The following is a 21,221-nucleotide window of genomic DNA, read 5'->3' as shown; positions in this document are numbered from 1 at the left end:
CCATGAAGGCAGTAGTAATGGCTAGCTTAACGCAAGGGTGTCCGTGGTGACGTGGAATCTGAAGGAAGCGGTGAATCCGCTGGGGACTCTAGGAGGGTGGAGCAAGAGCCGGCATAAACAGAACCTTCATTCACGTGGAAAGGAATAGCATCATGTTAATGGAACGAATCTTGTCACGGGAAAATCTCTTAACTGCCCTAAAACTCAATGAGTCAAACATAACTTCACCTTCAAATCCTTTCACAAGGTTATGAAAGCGAATTTTATCCTTTTCAGCTAATTTCATTCGCGAGTTTAGAAATCTTAAAATTTTAATTTCATCTGATTCATTACGGTCTTTAAAACTCATAATCCACATCCTTTCGATTTCGAATCTAACTTCATTTTACAAAATGCTGCCCTTTAATCAGCAGCAATGTTTGAATAATTTTTAACACTTTTCAAAAAATTCTCTCCATCCGACATATTTCTCAGGAAATCTCCGTAAATCCCCTCCAAAAGGTTGATAATTGTCGACCACTTTAAAGAGGATTTCATGCCCCGTTCCTGTATATTTAATATAAGAGAGCAGACCGGAGTGGTGGATTATGATAGAGATGCTGAAAAACTTTCAATTAGCAATCAAACAGCAAAGGCATGTTCTGCCGTTACTAGAACACATCGATTTGCGAGTGAATTTGGTTTGTGAACAAAAAGCCATTCAGATTATCATAAAGAATGGAGAAATATTCATACTTCATGATAGCGAAGTGACACGAACGATATCCGAAATCCGCGGTGACCTTAAGGCAATGAAACAACTACTTGAAGGGAAAGAACGGTTAAGGGCCCTTGAACATAACGGCCAATTACGTATTTCCGCTCCAATTCGCAGCACATTATTACTAGAATCTGTCTTCTATTTGACAAAGGCAAGGGAAAATTTACCAAAAATAACAAATTTCTAATCAGAGCTATTGACTCGGAATTAAACTTACTGTAAAGTTTTAGGTGAATAATCAAATAATAAAGACAATTCAATAAACATTCTTATCGAGAGTGGCGGAGGGACTGGCCCTTTGAAGCCCAGCAACCGGTTTATAACACAATCACACGGTGCTAAATCCAGCAGAGCGGAGATGCTCTGAGAGATGAGGAGAGAGTCCCCCTCTTCTATGAAGCGGGGGTTTTGTTTGTTGAATTGCAAAAAAGGAGGAAGTAGTATGGGTGAAAATCAAAAGAAGTATCGTTTTGAAACATTGAGTGTTCATGGTGGATTGTCTCCGGATCCGGTAACGGGGGCTCGAGCCGTTCCGATTTACCAAAACAACGCCTATCAATTTAAGAATACAGAGCATGCGGCAAACCTATTTAGCTTAGCGGAACCTGGGTACATATACACACGCATTCACAACCCTACTACTACCGTTTTTGAAGAAAGAGTAGCATTATTGGAAGGCGGCGTTGGTGCCCTAGCAGTTGCTAGCGGTATGGCAGCGATTACCCTCGCCATTTTAAATATTGCTGAAGCTGGCGATGAAATCGTATCGGCATCAAATCTCTATGGCGGAACATATAATCTTTTTGCAGTGACGCTTCCAAAATACGGGATTAAAGTGAAATTTGTTGACCCTGAAAATCCGGAAAACTTCCGTGCGGCTATTACCGACAAAACAAAGGCTGTTTTTGCTGAAACGATTGGTAATCCAAGCCTTCGTGTACTGGATATTGAAAAAGTCGCCGATATTGCTCATGCAGCAGGTGTTCCATTAATTATTGATAACACCTTTGCCACTCCATATCTGTGCCGGCCAATTGAATATGGTGCCGATATTGTGATTCATTCTGCCACCAAATGGCTCTTAGGAAATGGAACAACTACAGGTGGAGTTATTGTCGATGGTGGGAAGTTCGATTGGAATTCGCCGCGATTCCCTGGTTTTACAACGCCAGATGCCAGCTACCATGACCTGGTGTATGCCGAAGCCCTAGGTGAGATCGCCTATATTATCAAAGCCCGTGTCCAATTGCTGCGTGACTTAGGACCGGCGTTAAGTCCGCAAAATTCCTTCCAGTTTATCCTTGGACTTGAAACACTGCATGTTCGAATGAAGGAGCATGTGGCTAATACTAAAGAAATGGTGGAATATTTAACTAATCATCCTGCTGTGGAATGGGTATCTTATCCAGGACACCCATCCCACCCAGATTATGAATTAGCCAAAAAGTACTTGCCAAAAGGTGCAGGTTCCATGGTTGTCTTCGGGATTAAAGGTGGTAAAGAAGCAGGAGCCAAATTAATCGATTCGATTACTCTATGGGCGCATGTTGCAAACGTTGGCGATGCAAAAAGTTTAATTATTCACCCAGCAAGCACCACCCATCAGCAATTAGATGCTGATGGCCTGAAAGCTGCAGGTGTAACAGAGGATTTGATTCGCCTTTCAATCGGTATCGAGAATGTTGAGGATTTAATCGAAGATCTCGAATCAGCTATTTTGGCTGCTACTGGTGTAATCTCATTAAAGGTAAATGCATAAAAGTTACCAAAACTTATTTTTTCGAATATGAAGTTATTTTCATTGACACCCCTTTTTATCCATGATACGATAACTTTCGTAATATAATTACTTAAACAAATTAACGTTTTAATTGAATATAGGTTACTTGATGCTCTTATCAAGAGAGGTGGAGGGATGTGCCCGATGAAGCCCGGCAACCGTCAATATTTATTATTGAAATGGTGCCAATTCACACAAAGCGATTGCTTTGGGAGATGGGAGAAAGGATTATTTTTAATGATGCCTTTCTGCCTGCGCAGAAAGGCTTTTATTTTGTTAAAACAGAATCTTTTTGTTGAAAAAGTCAAACCCTATATTATATAAGCGGTATATTACAATACAAATCTTTCAGAATGTTAAGTAAATTGGATAAGAAGCAGGTGATTCAATGATTTCAATAAAAAATGTCCAGAAGATATTCCCTTCTAAACAAGGTCAGCTAAGAGCCGTCGATAATGTCAACCTGGAAATACAAGAGGGAGAAATATTCGGAGTGATTGGATACAGTGGTGCTGGTAAAAGTACCTTAATCCGAATGTTAAATGGATTAGAGCTGCCAACCGACGGAACTGTAACAGTAGCTGGCCGCGTTATTTCGAAGATTAAAGGCAGTGAGCTTCGAAAAGCACGTCAGGAAATCAGCATGATATTTCAGCATTTTAATTTACTGTGGTCGAGGACGGTTAGTGAAAATATCGCTTTTCCACTCGAAATTGCAGGTGTAAATGGTCCACAAAGAAAAAAAAGAGTGGAAGAGCTTATTAAACTAGTTGGCCTAGAGGGAAGAGAAAATGCTTATCCATCCCAGTTAAGCGGTGGACAAAAGCAACGGGTAGGGATTGCCAGGGCACTCGCTAACAATCCAAAAGTGCTGCTTTGTGATGAAGCAACCTCCGCACTTGACCCGCAAACAACAGATTCTATATTGGATTTGTTAGTGGATATTAATAAACGGCTTGGTTTAACGATTGTTTTGATTACCCATGAAATGCATGTCATCCGTAAAATATGCCACCAGGTGGCAGTAATGGAAAACGGAAGAGTCGTTGAGCTTGGTCCGGTGTTGAATGTGTTTAAAAACCCGCAGCAGCCGATTACAAAGCGATTTGTCCAGCAGGTAACGGAACCGGATGAAACGATAGAAACAATCAAACATCTACTCGAACTTTATCCGCATGGACAAGTGGTTCAGCTCTCATTCATCGGGGCAGCAGCAGAACAACCATTAATCACAAACGTCATCCGAGATTGCGATGTTGTCGTAAATATTCTTCAAGGGAAAATTTCGCACACGCAAAACGGATCATACGGAACATTATTTATTCACTTGGATGGACAGTCAAGCGAAATACAGAAAGCCATCGATTATATTCACTCACAGCAAGTCGGCGTGGAGGTGATCAGTAATGGCTGATTTTATGGAAATGGTAAAGTGGGAAAATTTAATAGAAGCAACACGTGAAACCATTTATATGACTTCCATTTCAGTATTTACGACTTTTATATTAGGATTATTCCTCGGTCTGTTATTATTTTTAACAGATAAAGGAAATATATGGGCTAATCGGACTGTTAATGTCGTTATTGCTGGCTTTGTTAATATTTTCAGATCGATCCCCTTTATTATCTTAATTGTTTTATTAATTCCTTTTACAAAATTATTGCTTGGGACCATGCTCGGTGCAAATGCAGCGATGCCGGCCCTAATTATTGGAGCAGCTCCTTTTTACGCACGAATGGTAGAAATTGCCCTTAGGGAGATTGATAAAGGTGTTATTGAGGCATCACAATCGATGGGGGCAACACAGGGTCATATCATTTTTAAAGTATTAATACCGGAATCCTTGCCGGCATTAATTTCAGGGATTACAGTTACAGCAATTTCGCTCGTCGGCTTTACAGCGATGGCCGGAGTCATTGGAGCTGGGGGACTTGGCCATTTTGCCTACCTTGAAGGTTTTCAGCGTAATCGACCGATTGTCACATTAGTTGCAACGATTGCGATTTTAATTTTAGTATTTATCATCCAATTTGCTGGAGATTATTTTACAAAGAAAACTGATAAACGATAACAGGAGGAGTTAAATTATGAAAAAAGTATTTAGTTTTATTGCCATTGCGCTATTAGCATTTGCCCTAACAGCGTGCGCTGGTGCTAAAAACGATGCGGGGGAAAAAGAAGGAAAAGATGGTAACAAGAAATTAGTCGTTGGTGCATCTGCTGTGCCGCATGCGGAAGTGCTAGAAGCGGCAAAACCCTTATTAAAGAAAAAAGGTATTGACCTAGAAGTGCAAGTTTTTCAAGATTATATCCTGCCAAACGTAGCGTTAAGGGATAAAGAACTTGACGCAAACTATTTTCAAACTCCAGGGTATTTAGATCTGCAAATGAAAGAAAATAAGGATTTTGATTTTGTAAGTGTTGGTGGAATTCATAAGGAACCAATCGGAATTTATTCTAAAAAATATAAAAGCTTAAAAGACCTTCCAAAAGGTGCAAAAATCATTATGAGTGATTCACTAAGTGACCATGGACGTATCTTACCTATATTTGAAAAAGAAGGTTTAATTAAGCTAAAAGAAGGCGTTGGCGCGAATGCAAGAGTAGAGGATATTGTCGAAAATCCTAAGAACCTTGATTTCTCAACTTTAATTGAAGCAAAATTATTAGCCTCTTCTTTCGATAGCGGTGAAGGTGATGCGGTCGTCATTAATACGAACTACGCTTTAGAAGGCGGTATTGACATCGGAAAGTATGGAATTGCATTTGAAGGCGATGACGTTGTTCCGGCAAACCTAATTGTCGTTCGTTCAGAGGACAAAGACCGAAAAGAAATCAAAACGCTTGTAGAAGTGCTTCACTCTAAAGAAATTCAAGATTTCATTCTTGATAAATACAAAGGTGCCGTTGTACCAGTTTCTAAATAAGATTATAAATAGGAAGAAAGTCAGTGTAGAAACACTGGCTTTTTCTCTGTAGTTGTGTCTAAAGATGGCATACATTTAAACAATGACGATGGGTAAAAATAGAGAGAACATTAGACCTGAATTCACTTGGAAATGCTAAAAAAATGAGGTATGATTTTAATCGAGTGTCATTTCTATTAATAATAATATACTGAATTATTATTCAAAACCACTCCAAATCCCCTTTTCATTCTCATTTGGTACAACCTTAATGAAAATAGATGGACTGTTTTTACTGTTTAAGAGTTGCTAATACATTTCATTTGTTATAAGATTGGAATGAGAATAAAATGAGAATAGAGTTATAGAATAACTCAATCTACAAGAAACAACACTTTCTTTTCGGAGGTATAGATATGGCTGGATCAACGTTAACGATCAAAGATTTACATGTAGCAATTGATGGGAAAGAAATTTTAAAAGGTGTGAACCTTGAAATAAAGGGTGGAGAAATCCACGCAATCATGGGTCCAAACGGTACGGGTAAATCCACTTTATCTTCTGCAATTATGGGTCATCCAAAATATGAAGTGACAAGCGGAACAATCACATTAGATGGACAAAATGTTCTGGATATGGAAGTAGATGAGCGTGCACGAGCAGGTCTATTCCTTGCAATGCAATACCCTAGTGAAATTAACGGCGTTACCAATGCGGATTTTTTACGCTCAGCACTTAATAGCCGTCTTGGTGAAGGAAATGAAATTTCATTAATGAAATTCATCCGCAAAATGGATAAGCAAATGGAATACCTTGAAATGGACCTTGATATGGCACAACGCTATTTAAACGAAGGCTTCTCCGGCGGTGAGAAAAAACGTAACGAAATCCTGCAATTAATGATGTTAGAACCGAAAATTGCAATTTTAGATGAAATTGACTCCGGACTAGATATCGATGCTTTGAAGGTAGTTTCAAAAGGGATCAATCAAATGCGCGGCGAAGATTTTGGCTGCTTAGTTATTACACATTATCAACGACTTTTAAACTATATCACTCCAGACCATGTGCATGTGATGATGCAAGGCCGTGTTGTAAAATCCGGTGGAGCAGAACTGGCACAACGCTTAGAAGCTGAAGGATATGACTGGATCAAACAAGAGCTAGGAATTGAAGATGAAACAGTTGGGCAAGAAGCGTAAGAGAGGGTTAGGAGGATTACAATGACAACTGAAACCAAATTACCATTTGACAAGGACAATGTTCGCTCCTTTTCAAAAGAAACGAGCGAGCCTGCTTGGTTTGAAGAACTACGTCTAAAAGCATTAGCTGAGTTCGATCAACTGCCAATGCCAAGACCAGACAAAACAAAGATTGATAAGTGGAACTTCACCCAATTCTCACAACATACTGTAAAAAGTGCTCCTTATACTTCACTTGCTGAATTGCCAGAAGAAGTAAAAGCACTGATTGATGTGGATGCTGAAAATAATAATTTATATATTCAACGAAATCAAACTCCGGCCTTTTTATCTTTATCGGAAGAGCTAAAGAGCCAAGGTGTTATTTTCACAGATATTTTTACAGCAGCTAAAGAACATGGTGACTTATTGAAAAAGTATTATATGACACAAGCCATCAATGCCGATGAGCATCGCTTAACCGCTCTAAATGCTGCACTAGTCAATGGCGGAGTTTTCTTATACATTCCAAAAAATGTAGAAGTCTCTGAACCAATACATGCCATTTATGTGCATGATAATGATCAGGCGAACTTGTTTAATCATGTCATAGTCGTCGCTGAGGACAATAGCAAAGTAACCTATGTTGAAAACTACATTTCAACGATGGAAGTATCAACTACTGTTGCAAATATCTTGACGGAAGTCATTGTAAATACAAACGCGAAAGTTCAATTTGGCGCAGTTGATACGCTTGCAAAAGGAATCACAACCTATGTAAATCGTCGTGGTGTTGTCGGAAGAGATGCACGAATTGAATGGGCATTAGGTTTAATGAATGAAGGAAATACAATTTCAGATAACACAACTAATTTGATCGGTGATGGCTCCTACGGTGATACGAAAACAGTCGTTGTTGGGCGTGGCGAGCAAACGCAAAACTTTACCACAAAGGTTGTACACTTTGGAAGAAATAGTGAAGGTTATATCTTAAAGCATGGTGTCATGAAGGACAGTGCTACCTCCATTTTTAACGGTATCGGAAAAATTGAACATGGAGCTTCTAAATCAAATGCGGAACAAGAATCACGCGTACTTATGCTAAGTGAAAAAGCACGCGGTGATGCTAACCCAATTCTTCTGATTGATGAAGATGATGTAACGGCAGGCCACGCTGCTTCTGTCGGACGTGTTGATCCTGTTCAGCTTTATTACTTGATGAGCCGCGGAATTCGTAAAGAAGAAGCAGAGCGCTTAGTTATTCATGGTTTCCTTGCACCGGTTGTGAATCAGCTCCCAATTGAAGGAGTAAAGAAACAGTTAACTGAGGTAATTGAAAGGAAAGTACGCTAATGAATATCCAGGATATTCGTTCACAATTTCCAATCTTAGATCAAGAGGTCAATGGGAAGCCATTGGTATACTTGGATAGTTCTGCAACATCTCAAAAGCCGCTCCAAGTAATCGAGGCAATTGAAAAATATTATCGTGAAATCAATTCCAATGTCCATCGTGGCGTGCATACACTAGGAACAAGAGCAACAGATGCTTACGAAGGTTCAAGGGAAAAGGTTCGTAAGTTCATCAATGCCAAGTCCATTCAAGAAGTAATTTTTACCCGTGGAACGACAACGTCTTTGAATACGGTGGCTGCAAGCTATGCGGCAGCGAATTTAAAAGCAGGCGATGAAATCGTTATAACCTATATGGAGCACCATAGTAATATCATTCCGTGGCAGCAAGTGGCCAGACGAACAGGCGCCCAGTTGAAATACATTCCACTTCAAGCAGATGGAACAATTTCACTCGATGATGCACGTGCGACGATTACAGCAAACACTAAGGTTGTATCTGTCATGCAAGTATCAAACGTACTTGGCGTCATTAATCCGGTCAAAGAAATTGCTCAAATTGCACACGAGAATGGGGCTATCATGGTTGTAGACGGAGCGCAAAGTGCTCCGCATATGAAAATTGATGTTCAAGATTTAGATTGTGATTTTCTAGCCTTTTCAGGACATAAAATGTGCGGTCCGACCGGTATTGGTGTTCTTTATGGAAAAAAACATCTACTTGAAAACATGGAGCCAATCGAATTTGGCGGCGAAATGATTGATTTCGTGCAATTGTACGAATCAACTTGGAAAGAGCTGCCTTGGAAATTTGAAGGCGGTACTCCAATCATTGCAGGCGCCATTGGTCTTGGGGCTGCTATCGACTTTTTAAATGAAGTGGGCTTAGACCAGATTACCGAACATGAACATAAACTTGCAGCATATGCTTTAGAAAAAATGTCTGCTGTAGAAGGAATGACTATTTACGGTCCACTTGATGCAGCGAACCGGGCAGGACTAATCACCTTTAATTTAAGTGATGTACATCCCCATGACGTAGCAACGGTACTTGATGCGGAAGGTATTGCTGTTCGTGCCGGACATCATTGTGCCCAGCCGCTAATGAGATGGCTTAAAGCCTCCGCGACTGCACGTGCAAGCTTCTACTTGTATAATACAGAAGATGATATAGATAAACTTGTTGAAGGACTTGTTAAAACAAAGGAGTATTTCAGCGATGTCTTCTAATAATTTAGATACACTTTACCGTCAGGTGATTATGGATCATTATAAAAATCCTCGTAATCTCGGTGTTTTAGAGGATGGCAGCCATACCATTAATATGAATAACCCTACCTGTGGTGACCGTATTCAATTAACCCTAAAAGTGGAGAATGGAATTGTGGTCGACGCAAAGCAAGAAGGGGAAGGCTGCTCGATTTCTATGTCATCTGCTTCGATGATGACGCAAGCAATTAAGGGGAAAAAAATCGAAGAAGCTTTAAAGTTAGCGAAGATCTTTTCTGATATGATGCAGGGAATTGAATACGACGATGACGATCTTGATTTAGGTGATATTGAAGCACTTCAGGGTGTTAGTAAGTTTCCAGCCCGCATCAAATGTGCCACACTAGCGTGGAAAGCGATGGAAAAAGGTTTGAAAGAAGAGGAACAAGAATAGGATGAAATAGGGCATTTTTAGGCCTTATTCCTTTAAGAAATGGAGGAACACGACGATGGCGAAAAAAATGCCGGAAATCGGTGATTATAAATATGGTTTTGCCGATAAAGACGTTTCCATATTCCGATCAAAACGAGGTTTAACATCTGATATTGTAAAAGAAATATCTAAATTGAAGAATGAGCCACAATGGATGTTAGACTTCCGTTTGAAGTCGCTTGAGCATTTTTACAAAATGCCTATGCCACAATGGGGCGGGGATATGGCTTCTTTAAATTTTGATGAAATTACTTATTATGTAAAACCATCCGAAAAATCAGAGAAGTCATGGGATGAAGTACCAGAAGAAATCAAGGCAACTTTTGATAAGCTAGGAATTCCAGAAGCTGAACAAAAGTACCTTGCTGGTGTATCCGCTCAGTACGAATCTGAAGTTGTTTACCACAACATGAAGGTAGAACTTGAAGACTTAGGAATTGTCTTTAAGGATACAGATTCTGCTTTAAGGGAAAATGAAGATATTTTCCGCGAACACTTTGGAAAAACAATTCCGCCAACCGATAACAAGTTTTCTGCGCTTAACTCTGCTGTATGGTCAGGCGGCTCGTTTATCTATGTGCCACCTGGTGTGAAAGTAGATACGCCATTACAGGCTTACTTCCGTATTAACTCTGAAAACATGGGTCAATTTGAACGGACATTAATCGTTGTTGATGAAGGCGCACACGTGCATTACGTTGAGGGTTGTACAGCACCAGTCTATACAACAAACTCCCTGCACAGTGCCGTTGTTGAGATTGTTATTAAAAAAGATGCTTACTGCCGTTATACAACGATCCAAAACTGGGCTAATAACGTCTTTAACCTTGTAACAAAGCGTGCGGTTTGTGATGCCAATGCGACAATGGAATGGATTGATGGTAACATCGGTTCAAAATTAACGATGAAGTATCCTGCCGTTATTTTAAAAGGCGAAGGCGCTCGTGGTATGACGCTTTCGATTGCAATTGCTGGTAAAGGTCAGCACCAGGATGCTGGGGCAAAAATGATTCATTTAGCTCCAAATACATCGTCCACAATCGTTTCTAAATCAATTTCTAAGCATGGCGGTAAAGTAACCTATCGTGGCCAAGTTCACTTCGGTCGTAAGGCAGATGGGGCACGTTCTAATATCGAATGTGATACATTAATTATGGATAACAAGTCGACATCAGATACAATCCCATACAATGAAATCTTAAACGATAACATCTCGCTCGAGCATGAAGCGAAGGTTTCTAAAGTTTCTGAAGAGCAGCTCTTCTACTTGATGAGCCGTGGTATTTCTCAACAGGAAGCAACAGAAATGATCGTTATGGGCTTTATTGAGCCATTTACGAAAGAATTACCAATGGAATACGCCGTTGAAATGAACCGTCTCATTAAATTTGAGATGGAAGGATCGATCGGTTAATATTTTTAATAAAATTTACCCGCTTTGCCGCAATGGCAGGCGGGTTTTTGCGTTGAAAATCAGTTTACTGTCGGATAGGTGTGGTTTACTGGCGGATAGCACCAGTTTAATGTCGGATAGCACCAGTATACTGGCGGATAAGGTGAGATACTGGCGGATAGCCTCACTTTACTGGCGACTGCCCCCATTGCCATGAAATTGTTGTTTGCACCTAAATATCTTCCACCCTTTTTCTCAAATCCAAAAATGGATATGCTATTATTAATAGTTGGAGGTGAGTTTTTTGATCTACATCGGTGTAACCGGCTGGGGCGACCATGATAGCTTATATCCAGGCCAAATTTCGTCAAGGGACAAGCTAAAAGCATATGCAGGCCACTTTCCAATCGTAGAGGTAGATTCAGCCTTTTATGCGATTCAGCCAAAAAGAAATGCTGAGAAGTGGGTCAATGAAACACCTGCCAGCTTTCAGTTTATTGTCAAATCCTACCAGGGGATGACCGGACATATGCGAGGGGAAATTCCGTTTGAAAATAAACAGGCGATGTTCAGAGCCTTCAAAGAGTCGCTCGAACCATACATAGAAGCGAATAAACTAGCGATGACCCTTTTTCAATTTCCACCATGGTTTACATGTACTCGCGAAAATGTCGAATACTTAAGATGGTGCAAGCATGAGATGGGTGACCTCCCTTGCGCGTTAGAATTTAGACATCAGTCATGGTTCACTCCCCAGTATCGTCAAAAAACACTTGATTTTATGACAAAAGAAAAATGGATTCATAGTATTTGTGATGAACCACAATCCGGAGAAGGTTCTATCCCAATGGTAGTACAGGCGACCACTCAAGAGAAGGTTGTTGTCCGTTTTCATGGCCGCAATGTCCATGGCTGGCAAAAACGAATCGGAGAGGATTGGCGTGAGGTCCGTTATCTTTACCGCTATAACCAAAAAGAGCTAGAAGAATGGGCAGTTTCCATTCAAAAATTAGCCCAGGAATCAAGAGATGTTTATCTCCTTTTTAACAACAACTCTGGCGGAGATGCGGCAGACAATGCCAAGGAAATGGTCAACCTTTTACAAATTGAATATCAGGGACTTGCTCCACGCCAGCTAGATTTATTATAAAAGGGATACAAAACAGCGAGAGGTTAGGAGAAAAGAAAACATGGAATGGATTATTCTAGTAGTGATTGGACTTATTGCGAGTTCGTTAGGCTCGCTGATAGGATTAGGCGGCGGAATTATTATTGTTCCCTCGTTGCTTTATTTATCAACCCTATCAGCCTTTGGACATATAACACCTCAGGTTGCGGTAGGAACATCACTGTTTACGATGATTTTTACAGGTCTATCATCCACATTAGCTTATATGAAACACAAAACAGTTGATTATAAAAGCGGCCTGATTTTTCTAATCGGAAGTGGTCCAGGGAGTATTCTGGGCGCATGGGTAACTGAAGGCTTACATATGAAGACGTTCAATATCTTTTTTGGTCTATTTATTATTTTTATTTCGATTATTTTATTACTGAAGGACAAATTAAAGCCCATTCCTTATCAGAAGGATCGGGGGATTATCCGCACTTTTACAGATAAAGCGAGTAAAACCTTTGAATATGGATATAACCCAATAGTGGGAGTCCTGATTGCTTTTATAGTGGGCTTTTTATCGGGAGTCTTTGGTGTGGGCGGCGGGTCCTTAATGGTTCCGACCATGATTTTGGTGTTTTTCTTTCCACCACATGTGGCAACCGCCACGTCTATGTTTATGATTTTACCAACATCCTTGCTGAGCTCGATTACACATATTACTTTAGGAAATGTGGACTGGCTTTATGCTTTAGCATTGGTACCTGGGGCTTGGATAGGAGCTAAGGTGGGTGTCTTTTTAAACACAAAGCTTAAGAGTAAAACAATTGTGTTAATTTTACGAACCATTCTTGTCATTGTTGGAATCAGGTTAATTTATCAAGGAATTTTTGGGCAGGTCTAGGATGGAAACCATACATATTTATCATACAAACGATGTCCACAGTCACTTTGAAAATTGGCCCCGAATTAAGCAGTTCCTAGCAAAAGAACATGAGAGGCATCATCAAAACGAAGAGGATGTCTTTCTATTTGATATAGGAGACTTTATTGATCGCTGGCATCCTTTCACAGAAGCTACTAGAGGAAAAGGGAATATTGAACTCTTAAATGAGAGCCAGTATACAGCGGTTACGATTGGAAACAATGAAGGGGTTAACCTTCCCTATGAAGACTTAAATGAACTATATGAAAAGGCTCAGTTTGACGTTCTGTTAGCTAATCTTTATCAGCAAGATGGCTGCTATCCTAGCTGGGTAAAGGCATATAAGATTTATCATTCGAAAAAGGGCACAAGGGTGGGTGTCATCGGTTTAACGGCACCGTTTGCCCATCTTTATGGTTTACTGGGCTGGAAGGTGACAGAGCCGATTGAAGAGCTGAAAAAATGGATTGAAAAAGTAAAAGCAGAATCTGACATCATCATTTTACTCTCCCATCTGGGTCTTCAGGAAGACGAAAGAATTGCTGTAGATTTTCCTGAAATTGATGTCATATTAGAATCACATACCCATCACTTCCTTGAAAAAGGAAAGCTAGTGGGGGAAACGCTCCTTGGGGCTGCAGGGAAGTATGGATATTTTGTTGGCCACGTTACCCTTAAAGTAGATGAACAAAAAGAGATTACCGCTAAGAAGGCCATTTTATATGACAGTAAAGATCTGCCGAAAGCTAAAAATGAGCAGGAGCAAATCGATGCTTATTTTACAAAAGGAAAAGCCGATTTAAATCAAAAAGTAACCACCTTAGCTAAGCCTGTAATTAATGATCTTTTTCATGAAACGGAGTTTTCATTTATGCTTTGCAGGGCTTTAAGAGAATGGTGTAACACTGATTGTGCCATGATTAACGCAGGGCTATTGTTAGGGCCTTTATCGGGTGATGTTACGGTTTACGATTTGCTGAAGATTTGCCCACATCCAATAAATCCGTGTGTGGTTGAACTAACTGGAAAAGAATTAGAAGAGGTTTATTGGCAGACAAAGGATGAGGGCTTAATCCATAAGCATATCAAAGGACTTGGATTCAGAGGAACTCTGTTAGGGATATTTGTCTTTGACCGAATTAGTTTTCATGGAGACGTCATGTTTATTCATGGGACGGAAGTCGATTATGAAAGAAATTATACGTTAGCCCTGCCTGATATGTTTACGTTTGGCCACTTTTTCAAAGACATTCTTCCGCAAAAAGAAAAGAAGTATTTCTTGCCAGAATTCCTAAGGGATTTATTAAAATGGAAGTTACAAATACAGTCATAGAATGGGTACACGCTTTTCATAACCTGTCATAAAGTGATAGAGAGGAAAGGAGTGTGGACCATTTGATTGAGCTTTCACCAATTGAAATAAACGGCCATACCTTTTTGGCAGTTACCGTTTTACTTCCAAAAACGACCTTGCTTGCCGTATCGAACGATAAGGGATATATCATGTGCGGTGCCTTGGATGTGGGTTTATTAAATGATAAATTAAAGGACCGTAAGATTATTGCCGGACGTGCTGTTGGAGTAAGAACCATTGAACAGCTCCTAAATGCGCCGTTAGAGTCGGTAACATGGGAGGCAGAGGCGTTAGGGATTCACCAAGGAATGATTGGTAAAGACGCCTTGTTAAAAATGATTTAAAAAGCTTGCTCCATGCGGGCTTTTTTTTATGGATTAGTTCCCCATTATAAAGCATACATATAGCTTGAAGGGGTGATTTTTTTGGCGAAGTTTCGCAGGCGGCTTCCGAGGAAGGGACCGTTGCCTTTCCGTTATGTCATGCTATTGACGTTTGTCTTTTTTCTATTTTCAACTGCCACCGGCTTATGGCTCGTGAATAAGGGGATTGAGCCGACATTAATGAGAATTGCTACTTCCGAAACCCGTAATATTGCTTCCCTTGTGATTAATAAGGCGATTACAAAACGGACAACAGACACAGGTGAAGACAATGACGTCATTGTGATCTTACCAAGTGAAAATGGCAAGGCCTCCAACGTTAAACTCAATACAGTTTATATAAACCGGGTCTTAGCGGAAACAACCGCTCAAATTCAAAAAAACCTAAAAGCAGCTAAAAAAGGTGATCTTGCCTCGTTAGAGCAGTTAACTGATGTAGAAATCGAAACGCAAAATTCGGAAAAGGAAGACGGAATTATTTGGTATGTCCCTCTAGGGCAAGCAACAAATATTTCCTTATTAGGAAACTTTGGTCCGAAGATCCCGGTAAAGTTCCATGCCATTGGTGAAGTCGAACCGGATGTTAAAATCGAGACGAAAGATATGGGCATCAATAATACTTGGGTCGATGTTTCTATTCATATTGAAGTGTCTGTCCAGATTATTACCCCGTTTGCTACTAAAATAACAAAGCTTACCCAAAGTATTCCGGTTGACGGATCACTCATACAAGGAGATGTCCCGCAATTCTACAATAGTGGCGGCGGAGTAACTCCATCAATACAGCTTCCAGATAAACAGTCGGACTCGAAAAAATCAGGGAACTAAAAATAGGACTATCCACCATGGACAGTCCTATTTTTTCCTGGCATTCATCCGCTCCATTCGTTTCCATTTAGCTAAATGAGGGTAGGGATCAAAAGACCATTCGGTTACACCATTGTCTTTGTACATACCGTAATGTAAATGGGGAGGGAATTTCCCTGAGGTTCCTGGAGGGCCGTACCCTGAGCTCCCTACACCGCCAATAACCATACCAGGCTCAACAATTTGGCCGACCGTTAAGTCCTTGGCAAAACCGCTGAGATGAGCAAAGTAATGATAGGTATTATTGATATCACGAATGCCGATACGCCATCCTCCAAACTTGTTCCAGCCTTTCATTTCAATAATGCCATAGTTTGTTGCTCGAACCGGAACACCGTAGCCAGCAAAAATATCGGTACCTTCATGAATCCTGCGCCCACCCCAGCCGCGCGCAGACCCCCAGGTACTCCGGTAACTGTGATTGCTGCGGATCGGTACTGGGAATACTTGTGTATCTAAATCAATCCGGCCAAAATGTCGATATATTTTTGCTTTTCCAGCAATGATACTAACGGTTTTATCGCGATGATAGTAATTCCATAAGCCGATTTTTATATTATCATGATCAATTCCGTATGAAAGTAGATAATTGGCAAACGTATAAAGGACGTCCTCATCATTTTTAAGACTCGCTTTTCTGTCCCCATCCCCATCCACACCCTTTCCATCAAAAAACTGGATGATTGCTGGGTTTTCTTCCAAAGGATTTGGATTGGTTAAACCAGCCCATTCTTCTGGACGAAAATAGATGCCGATTACGCTATCTGGTTTAGGTAAGTCTCTGCGGACCTGGCGGATGCTTCTTTCGTATTGATCAATAGCCGCTAAGTAATACCAAGGAATTTGGGTAACCGTTTCAACCTTCTTATAAAGCTTCATTCTTTCTTGATATGGATCAGTTTCGTTTGTTTTTGCTTGAGCCTCCCTGACCGTGAATGAAGTGGTAAAGAATAAAAGAAAGGTTCCGATGATTAGAACAGTCCGCACAAGAATCCTCCTTCCGAGTAATGTACAAGGTTAGTTTATGTTTTCTAAACCATTTCATTATGGTTAATAAATGGTAAACGAGATTTTAGCTGAATTAAGATGGTTTGCATTAGATAATATAAACCGATTTGCTTGTCGATATTATTTCAGTATGTTAAAGTGACAACATATAGAAACATATATATCGTTTCAAGGGGTGTGCTGAACGTGAGTAAGAAAGAAGAAATTCTTAGAAAACCGGATTGGTTAAAAATAAAACTAAATACTAACGAGTCCTATACGGGCTTGAAAAAAATGATGCGTGAAAAGAATCTGCACACGGTTTGTGAAGAAGCACGCTGCCCTAATATTCATGAATGCTGGGCAGAAAGACGTACGGCTACCTTCATGATTCTTGGGGATACTTGTACTCGTGCCTGCCGCTTTTGTGCGGTTAAAACGGGTTTACCTACAGAGCTTGATTGGCAAGAACCAGAACGAGTGGCAGACTCTGTTCAATTGATGAACTTAAAACATGTGGTTGTAACAGCGGTAGCCCGTGATGATCTCAGGGATGGAGGGGCTGCCATTTTTGCGGAAACAGTTCGAGCGATTCGCCGGAAAAATCCATTTACAAGTATTGAAGTTCTGCCTTCCGATATGGGAGGAAAAGAAGAAAATTTACGTGTATTAATGGATGCTAAACCTGATATCTTAAACCATAACATTGAGACGGTTAGACGGATGACACCTAGAGTTAGAGCCCGGGCTAAATATGACCGTTCCCTTGAGTTTCTTCGTCGGGCAAAGGAAATGCAGCCTAATATTCCAACAAAATCCAGCTTAATGGTTGGCTTAGGGGAAACGAAGGAAGAAATAATCGAGGTTATGGATGATTTAAGAGCAAATCATATCGATATTATGACGATTGGCCAATATTTACAGCCGACAAAAGGTCATTTGAAGGTGGAGAAATATTATAGCCCTGATGAATTTAAAGAATTACAACAAATTGCAATTAGTAAAGGCTTTAGCCATTGTGAAGCAGGCCCGCTTGTCCGCTCATCCTATCACGCAGATGAGCAAGTTAATGCTGCAGCAAAACACAAGCAAATCCTTGGTGAACAAGAAGCACAACAAGCTTAAAATCAAAGAGTTCAGTCAAAGTGACTGAACTCTTTAATTTGGGAATGACTGTCTAACTCGTCTTATGCCTGTAGCCCCTGTGCAAGGCGCTTCCGCTTTTCTATTTATCGTCAGGCGTTAGTCCATTTTCGTCCTCACTTGCGTTCATTCGCTCTCCTTGTGGGGATTTTTTCATTTGCTTAATTAGCCCATTAACCAAATTCCGGGCGTTCCTGCTTGTGGAGTCAAGGTTCGCGAGATTTTCAACATCCCTCATTAACACTTTATTGTCAGTAACGAAGACATGGTAATATCTTGGAACGACAGACATCGCCGTTTTCTTGACTTGGTCTGCCGTCAAATTGCGATCTTTTGAATCTGTATCATACGCAATTAATACTTCTTGGTCTGTCACTAGTGTAGCGACATCATTTACATTGGGAATTTCTGTACTGTATTTACTGATAATATTCGCCACCTGTTCACGATCTAAGGCTGTAAAGTGGTCATTAGCCGTATTATCATTCATCAACGGACTCTTTTGATGGCGGACAAATCCATAATTTTTGCTCACGTTACGAACACCACGGCTTGCCCCTTCATTGTAAAGGTCATGCCTTTTATTATTTACATTTATGGTATTGCCACTTTCTTCATACACATCACGGTTTCCCATATCCTTAGTGCACCCTGTTAAAGCTGTCATTGTACATAATCCCAAGATTATGACTAATTTTTTCAATTTCAACACCTCCTTTTATTAGAATAGCCATTTAGAGGATTTTTTTTCTTAGTAATTGATGGGGAATCGGTTATAATGGTTAATAGGAATTAGCTGGCAAAAGAGGTGAAATATCATGATTATAATGAACAACACTGTTTATGAAATGGTCCAAGAACATAGAAACGGCTTTAATGAGGAAGCCCTTAAAGCAAGGTTTAGTGATATTTTAACAAGGTATGATTATGTTGTTGGCGATTGGGGTTATGGTCAACTTCGGTTAAAGGGCTTTTTCGACGACCAAAACCAAAAAGCCACGTTTGATACAAAAATAAGTACACTAAGTGAATACCTGTATGAATACTGCAATTTTGGCTGTGCATATTTTGTCTTGAAAAAAGTGAAGAAATAAAAGAAGGGTCAGTTAAACTGGCCCTTCTTTTACGTTGTCTCCATATAGGGTGGCTGTTCATCTTTCTCAGGGTCATCATGTGTTGGATGTGCCCCGTCCATCTGCCTTGGAAGATCTTGATGCAGTGTTTTATTTTCGTAATTAAAGGCGCTGTATGGCCTTTGTCCATCTGTCCAAGGTGTGCTTTTGTTTTGAACCGGTTCGTTTTCACGGATTGGAGAACCATAAGGACCTTCCGGATATTCTTCCGCCGTAAGAAAGTTCCTTTGTTTTTCAACGTTGGATAATTCCGTATATTTTTCTTCTTCGTTTTTTGTCATGATTAATCCCCCTTTTACTACTATTATTTTCAAAGGGAGTGTAATTCATGACATCACATTAAATTAATTCCATTAAAAAGGACCTTAATTCCTCTGCATCTTCATCATTCAACTGAAAAGCGTACTCTAAATACCCTTCCTCTTGCAAATCGTCTAAACCAATGATTGCAAATCGGCTTCCTTGCATATCAAGAACCAAATGTTTTCCGAAATGGCGGTCACTTTGAACAATCGCTAAATCAAAGCGTTGATTTTCACCAACAAAGCTGACAAATCTTGTTTTTGTATCTTCTGTATCATCGTATAAGAAAAAGCGTTCTTTCATCTAACCGTCTCCTTAATAAAAAATACGTATTTTCGACATCTTCTATATAGTAACAAATAAAGTGAATGTAGGGGAGTAAAGATTTTTCCTAAAATTTCACAAGCTGTTAGGAATCGAAAAACACGAACGATGTCAAATTATGTTACAATTAATCTGAATTCTCCTGCAGCGCTTGTAAAAATGTAGTATTTAGAAAAATGGAGGTAGTGATACGATGTATTTTGTTGACAGAGAAAAAATTGAAGAAATCTTAAAATATTTAGAAACGCAAATAAAATTATTCTTAAGTCAAAAGGAGTGGTCCACACCGCTTGAAAAGGCAGCACTAGAGCGTTTAAACCAGATGATGATTGAGTCGGTTTTGGATGTCGGAAATTCGATGATTGATGGGTTTATTATGCGGGACCCAGGCAGTTACGATGACATCATTGATATTTTAATGGATGAAAAGGTGATTTCAGCTGAAACGGGGAAAGGTTTAAAAATCCTGATTCAGTATCGAAAAAGACTTGTTCAATCTTATACGGATGTTGATCACCGGGAACTGCAAGAGGTCTTTTCAAAACACTTACATGAACTGGTTAAATTTGCAGCCAATGTCCGTGATTATCTTGCCAATGAATTAGGTCCGGTTTCGGCGTTTAAGAACTAATGATCAGACCGTTTTGCGCGGTCTTTTTGTTTTATATGGTCATAATAGATTTTAGGAGTGATAAATCATGAAGAAATATCAAGGCTATTTAATTGATTTAGATGGAACAATGTATAAAGGGACAGAGCGAATTGAAGCAGCTTCCGATTTTGTAAAAAAACTTCGCGATCAACAAATACCGTATTTATTTGTGACGAACAACTCATCAAGAACACCGGCACAGGTGGCTGAGAAGTTGACCCAGTTTGATATTCCCGCGGAAGAGAAGCAGGTCTTTACAACCAGTCAAGCGACAGCTAATTATATTTATGAACGAAAAAATGATGCCACCGTTTATGTGATTGGGGAAGAAGGCATTCAGACAGCCATAGAAGAGAAGGGATTAAACTTTGGCGGAGAAGATGCCGATTTTGTGGTAGTGGGAATTGATCGGGAGATTAGTTATGAAAAATTGGCGGTGGCTTGTTTGGCCGTTCGAAATGGAGCAACTTTCATTTCGACAAATGGCGATATTGCCATACCTACAGAAAGAGGCTTGCTTCCAGGGAATGGTTCACTTACATCAGTTATTACGGTTTCCACACAAACACAGCCAATTTTTATCGGCAAACCTGAAGCAATCATAATGGACCAGGCCTTAAAGGTACTAGGAACACCAAAAGAAAAGACGTTGATGGTTGGAGATTACTATGATACGGATATCTTAGCAGGTATGAATGCAGGCATGGATACCTTATTAGTTCATACGGGTGTAACAACAAAAGAACTGCTTTCCGGCTATAGCCGAAAGCCAACCTATACCGTTGATTCCTTAGATCAATGGGAGATGTAAAAAAGGATTGGGCAACTCCATCCTCAGGCTGTCGAGAAACTTTCGACAGCCTCTTATTTTCTAAAATAACTTTAACCATTCACCGCGTTAATATATTATAATATTATTAATATATAGGCTTTGCAACATGTCTGTTGATTTGCGCTCCAG

24 protein-coding genes and 2 riboswitches are annotated in these 21,221 nt (G+C 40.0%); of the genes, 19 read left to right on the top strand and 5 right to left on the bottom strand.

Translation table 11 applies throughout. The features are described from left to right. Positions 1-130: 130 nt before the first annotated feature. Positions 131-349, bottom strand: a complete 219-nt coding sequence (locus tag J7E66_RS26035; protein WP_215005405.1) for a hypothetical protein — start codon at positions 347-349, stop codon at positions 131-133. 238 nt (positions 350-587) lie between these two features. Here J7E66_RS26035 and J7E66_RS26030 point away from each other — a divergent pair, with 238 nt between their 5' ends. The 15 genes from J7E66_RS26030 to yunB all read left to right on the top strand — a co-directional run bounded on the left by J7E66_RS26030 (position 588) and on the right by yunB (position 15,679). Then, positions 588-947 (top strand): SCP2 sterol-binding domain-containing protein, encoded by a 360-nt coding sequence (locus J7E66_RS26030; RefSeq protein WP_215005402.1) that lies wholly within the window; start codon positions 588-590, stop codon positions 945-947. A gap of 79 nt (positions 948-1,026) precedes the next feature. Continuing rightward, a riboswitch (SAM riboswitch) is annotated at positions 1,027-1,137 on the top strand. A 65-nt stretch (positions 1,138-1,202) separates the two neighbouring features. Beyond that, a complete protein-coding gene (locus tag J7E66_RS26025; protein WP_215005399.1) occupies positions 1,203-2,519 on the top strand; it encodes an O-acetylhomoserine aminocarboxypropyltransferase/cysteine synthase family protein in 1,317 nt (438 codons plus the stop codon). Between the two features lie 133 nt (positions 2,520-2,652). Further along, a riboswitch (SAM riboswitch) is annotated at positions 2,653-2,762 on the top strand. 166 nt (positions 2,763-2,928) lie between these two features. Further along, positions 2,929-3,954 carry a methionine ABC transporter ATP-binding protein gene (locus tag J7E66_RS26020; RefSeq protein WP_215005396.1) on the top strand — a complete coding sequence of 342 codons (1,026 nt, stop codon included), beginning with the start codon at positions 2,929-2,931 and terminating at the stop codon, positions 3,952-3,954. Next, the gene (locus J7E66_RS26015) at positions 3,947-4,612 is read left to right on the top strand and encodes a methionine ABC transporter permease (RefSeq protein ID WP_215005393.1); all 666 of its coding nucleotides are present in this window, start codon (positions 3,947-3,949) and stop codon (positions 4,610-4,612) included. The genes J7E66_RS26020 and J7E66_RS26015 overlap by 8 nt, the downstream gene beginning before the upstream one ends. Before the next feature lie 16 nt (positions 4,613-4,628). After that, positions 4,629-5,468, top strand: a complete 840-nt coding sequence (locus tag J7E66_RS26010) for a MetQ/NlpA family ABC transporter substrate-binding protein (RefSeq protein WP_215005390.1) — start codon at positions 4,629-4,631, stop codon at positions 5,466-5,468. Between the two features lie 395 nt (positions 5,469-5,863). Beyond that, on the top strand, positions 5,864-6,649 hold the full coding sequence (sufC, locus tag J7E66_RS26005) for a Fe-S cluster assembly ATPase SufC (RefSeq protein ID WP_088089497.1): 786 nt from the start codon (positions 5,864-5,866) through the stop codon (positions 6,647-6,649). 21 nt (positions 6,650-6,670) lie between these two features. Beyond that, complete coding sequence (gene sufD / locus J7E66_RS26000) at positions 6,671-7,981, top strand: Fe-S cluster assembly protein SufD (protein ID WP_168245597.1); 1,311 nt, start codon at positions 6,671-6,673, stop codon at positions 7,979-7,981. Continuing rightward, on the top strand, positions 7,981-9,210 hold the full coding sequence (locus tag J7E66_RS25995) for a cysteine desulfurase (RefSeq protein ID WP_215005387.1): 1,230 nt from the start codon (positions 7,981-7,983) through the stop codon (positions 9,208-9,210). The genes sufD and J7E66_RS25995 overlap by 1 nt, the downstream gene beginning before the upstream one ends. Continuing rightward, positions 9,200-9,643 (top strand): Fe-S cluster assembly sulfur transfer protein SufU, encoded by a 444-nt coding sequence (sufU, locus tag J7E66_RS25990; protein WP_215005384.1) that lies wholly within the window; start codon positions 9,200-9,202, stop codon positions 9,641-9,643. The genes J7E66_RS25995 and sufU overlap by 11 nt, the downstream gene beginning before the upstream one ends. Positions 9,644-9,698: 55 nt before the next feature. Continuing rightward, a complete protein-coding gene (gene sufB / locus J7E66_RS25985; RefSeq protein ID WP_088089493.1) occupies positions 9,699-11,096 on the top strand; it encodes a Fe-S cluster assembly protein SufB in 1,398 nt (465 codons plus the stop codon). A 283-nt stretch (positions 11,097-11,379) separates the two neighbouring features. Further along, the gene (locus tag J7E66_RS25980; RefSeq protein ID WP_215005381.1) at positions 11,380-12,225 is read left to right on the top strand and encodes a DUF72 domain-containing protein; all 846 of its coding nucleotides are present in this window, start codon (positions 11,380-11,382) and stop codon (positions 12,223-12,225) included. A gap of 40 nt (positions 12,226-12,265) precedes the next feature. After that, positions 12,266-13,093 (top strand): sulfite exporter TauE/SafE family protein, encoded by an 828-nt coding sequence (locus J7E66_RS25975; RefSeq protein ID WP_215005377.1) that lies wholly within the window; start codon positions 12,266-12,268, stop codon positions 13,091-13,093. Between the two features lies 1 nt (position 13,094). After that, complete coding sequence (locus J7E66_RS25970; protein ID WP_215005374.1) at positions 13,095-14,447, top strand: bifunctional metallophosphatase/5'-nucleotidase; 1,353 nt, start codon at positions 13,095-13,097, stop codon at positions 14,445-14,447. 62 nt (positions 14,448-14,509) lie between these two features. Beyond that, positions 14,510-14,812 carry a YunC family protein gene (locus J7E66_RS25965; RefSeq protein WP_214715652.1) on the top strand — a complete coding sequence of 101 codons (303 nt, stop codon included), beginning with the start codon at positions 14,510-14,512 and terminating at the stop codon, positions 14,810-14,812. Positions 14,813-14,893: 81 nt separating this feature from the next. Continuing rightward, positions 14,894-15,679, top strand: a complete 786-nt coding sequence (gene yunB / locus J7E66_RS25960) for a sporulation protein YunB (protein WP_215005371.1) — start codon at positions 14,894-14,896, stop codon at positions 15,677-15,679. Positions 15,680-15,706: 27 nt separating this feature from the next. Here the strand turns inward: yunB and J7E66_RS25955 are convergent, their stop codons facing one another. After that, positions 15,707-16,705, bottom strand: coding sequence for a M23 family metallopeptidase (locus tag J7E66_RS25955; protein ID WP_374103888.1), 999 nt, complete (start codon positions 16,703-16,705; stop codon positions 15,707-15,709). Positions 16,706-16,912: 207 nt separating this feature from the next. On the opposite strand from J7E66_RS25955, the gene lipA reads away from it, so the two are divergent. Then, on the top strand, positions 16,913-17,830 hold the full coding sequence (gene lipA / locus J7E66_RS25950; RefSeq protein WP_215005368.1) for a lipoyl synthase: 918 nt from the start codon (positions 16,913-16,915) through the stop codon (positions 17,828-17,830). A 100-nt stretch (positions 17,831-17,930) separates the two neighbouring features. Here lipA and J7E66_RS25945 read toward each other — a convergent pair whose 3' ends face one another. After that, positions 17,931-18,551 (bottom strand): YhcN/YlaJ family sporulation lipoprotein, encoded by a 621-nt coding sequence (locus J7E66_RS25945; protein ID WP_215005365.1) that lies wholly within the window; start codon positions 18,549-18,551, stop codon positions 17,931-17,933. 115 nt (positions 18,552-18,666) lie between these two features. On the opposite strand from J7E66_RS25945, the gene J7E66_RS25940 reads away from it, so the two are divergent. Further along, a complete protein-coding gene (locus J7E66_RS25940; RefSeq protein ID WP_066258581.1) occupies positions 18,667-18,942 on the top strand; it encodes a YutD family protein in 276 nt (91 codons plus the stop codon). Between the two features lie 29 nt (positions 18,943-18,971). On the opposite strand, the gene J7E66_RS25935 is transcribed toward J7E66_RS25940, so the two are convergent. Continuing rightward, the gene (locus tag J7E66_RS25935; RefSeq protein WP_215005362.1) at positions 18,972-19,262 is read right to left on the bottom strand and encodes a cytosolic protein; all 291 of its coding nucleotides are present in this window, start codon (positions 19,260-19,262) and stop codon (positions 18,972-18,974) included. A gap of 58 nt (positions 19,263-19,320) precedes the next feature. After that, positions 19,321-19,587 carry a DUF3055 domain-containing protein gene (locus J7E66_RS25930; RefSeq protein ID WP_088089483.1) on the bottom strand — a complete coding sequence of 89 codons (267 nt, stop codon included), beginning with the start codon at positions 19,585-19,587 and terminating at the stop codon, positions 19,321-19,323. Between the two features lie 214 nt (positions 19,588-19,801). Between J7E66_RS25930 and J7E66_RS25925 the strand changes: the two genes are divergently transcribed. Together J7E66_RS25925 and J7E66_RS25920 are read left to right on the top strand one after the other, a co-directional pair. Continuing rightward, the gene (locus J7E66_RS25925) at positions 19,802-20,239 is read left to right on the top strand and encodes a DUF86 domain-containing protein (RefSeq protein WP_215005359.1); all 438 of its coding nucleotides are present in this window, start codon (positions 19,802-19,804) and stop codon (positions 20,237-20,239) included. Between the two features lie 67 nt (positions 20,240-20,306). Next, positions 20,307-21,071 (top strand): TIGR01457 family HAD-type hydrolase, encoded by a 765-nt coding sequence (locus tag J7E66_RS25920; RefSeq protein WP_215005356.1) that lies wholly within the window; start codon positions 20,307-20,309, stop codon positions 21,069-21,071. The last annotated feature ends 150 nt before the right edge of the window (positions 21,072-21,221 follow it).

It is taken from the genome of Bacillus sp. ISL-7, from assembly GCF_018613065.1.
This window is presented reverse-complemented; position numbering and strand designations above follow the sequence as displayed.

What these genes read in the sequence shown, in the direction of transcription:
- sufD (WP_168245597.1), top strand. Translation starts at nt 6,671, where the DNA reads ATGACAACTGAAACCAAATTACCATTTGACAAGGACAATGTTCGCTCC.
- J7E66_RS25920 (WP_215005356.1), top strand. Translation starts at nt 20,307, where the DNA reads ATGAAGAAATATCAAGGCTATTTAATTGATTTAGATGGAACAATGTAT.
- J7E66_RS25995 (WP_215005387.1), top strand. Translation starts at nt 7,981, where the DNA reads ATGAATATCCAGGATATTCGTTCACAATTTCCAATCTTAGATCAAGAG.
- J7E66_RS25940 (WP_066258581.1), top strand. Translation starts at nt 18,667, where the DNA reads ATGATTATAATGAACAACACTGTTTATGAAATGGTCCAAGAACATAGA.
- J7E66_RS26020 (WP_215005396.1), top strand. Translation starts at nt 2,929, where the DNA reads ATGATTTCAATAAAAAATGTCCAGAAGATATTCCCTTCTAAACAAGGT.
- J7E66_RS26015 (WP_215005393.1), top strand. Translation starts at nt 3,947, where the DNA reads ATGGCTGATTTTATGGAAATGGTAAAGTGGGAAAATTTAATAGAAGCA.
- J7E66_RS26025 (WP_215005399.1), top strand. Translation starts at nt 1,203, where the DNA reads ATGGGTGAAAATCAAAAGAAGTATCGTTTTGAAACATTGAGTGTTCAT.
- J7E66_RS25930 (WP_088089483.1), bottom strand. Translation starts at nt 19,587, where the DNA reads ATGAAAGAACGCTTTTTCTTATACGATGATACAGAAGATACAAAAACA.
- J7E66_RS25925 (WP_215005359.1), top strand. Translation starts at nt 19,802, where the DNA reads ATGTATTTTGTTGACAGAGAAAAAATTGAAGAAATCTTAAAATATTTA.
- J7E66_RS25970 (WP_215005374.1), top strand. Translation starts at nt 13,095, where the DNA reads ATGGAAACCATACATATTTATCATACAAACGATGTCCACAGTCACTTT.
- J7E66_RS26035 (WP_215005405.1), bottom strand. Translation starts at nt 349, where the DNA reads ATGAGTTTTAAAGACCGTAATGAATCAGATGAAATTAAAATTTTAAGA.
- J7E66_RS25935 (WP_215005362.1), bottom strand. Translation starts at nt 19,262, where the DNA reads ATGACAAAAAACGAAGAAGAAAAATATACGGAATTATCCAACGTTGAA.
- sufC (WP_088089497.1), top strand. Translation starts at nt 5,864, where the DNA reads ATGGCTGGATCAACGTTAACGATCAAAGATTTACATGTAGCAATTGAT.
- J7E66_RS25975 (WP_215005377.1), top strand. Translation starts at nt 12,266, where the DNA reads ATGGAATGGATTATTCTAGTAGTGATTGGACTTATTGCGAGTTCGTTA.
- sufU (WP_215005384.1), top strand. Translation starts at nt 9,200, where the DNA reads ATGTCTTCTAATAATTTAGATACACTTTACCGTCAGGTGATTATGGAT.
- sufB (WP_088089493.1), top strand. Translation starts at nt 9,699, where the DNA reads ATGGCGAAAAAAATGCCGGAAATCGGTGATTATAAATATGGTTTTGCC.
- J7E66_RS26010 (WP_215005390.1), top strand. Translation starts at nt 4,629, where the DNA reads ATGAAAAAAGTATTTAGTTTTATTGCCATTGCGCTATTAGCATTTGCC.
- J7E66_RS26030 (WP_215005402.1), top strand. Translation starts at nt 588, where the DNA reads ATGATAGAGATGCTGAAAAACTTTCAATTAGCAATCAAACAGCAAAGG.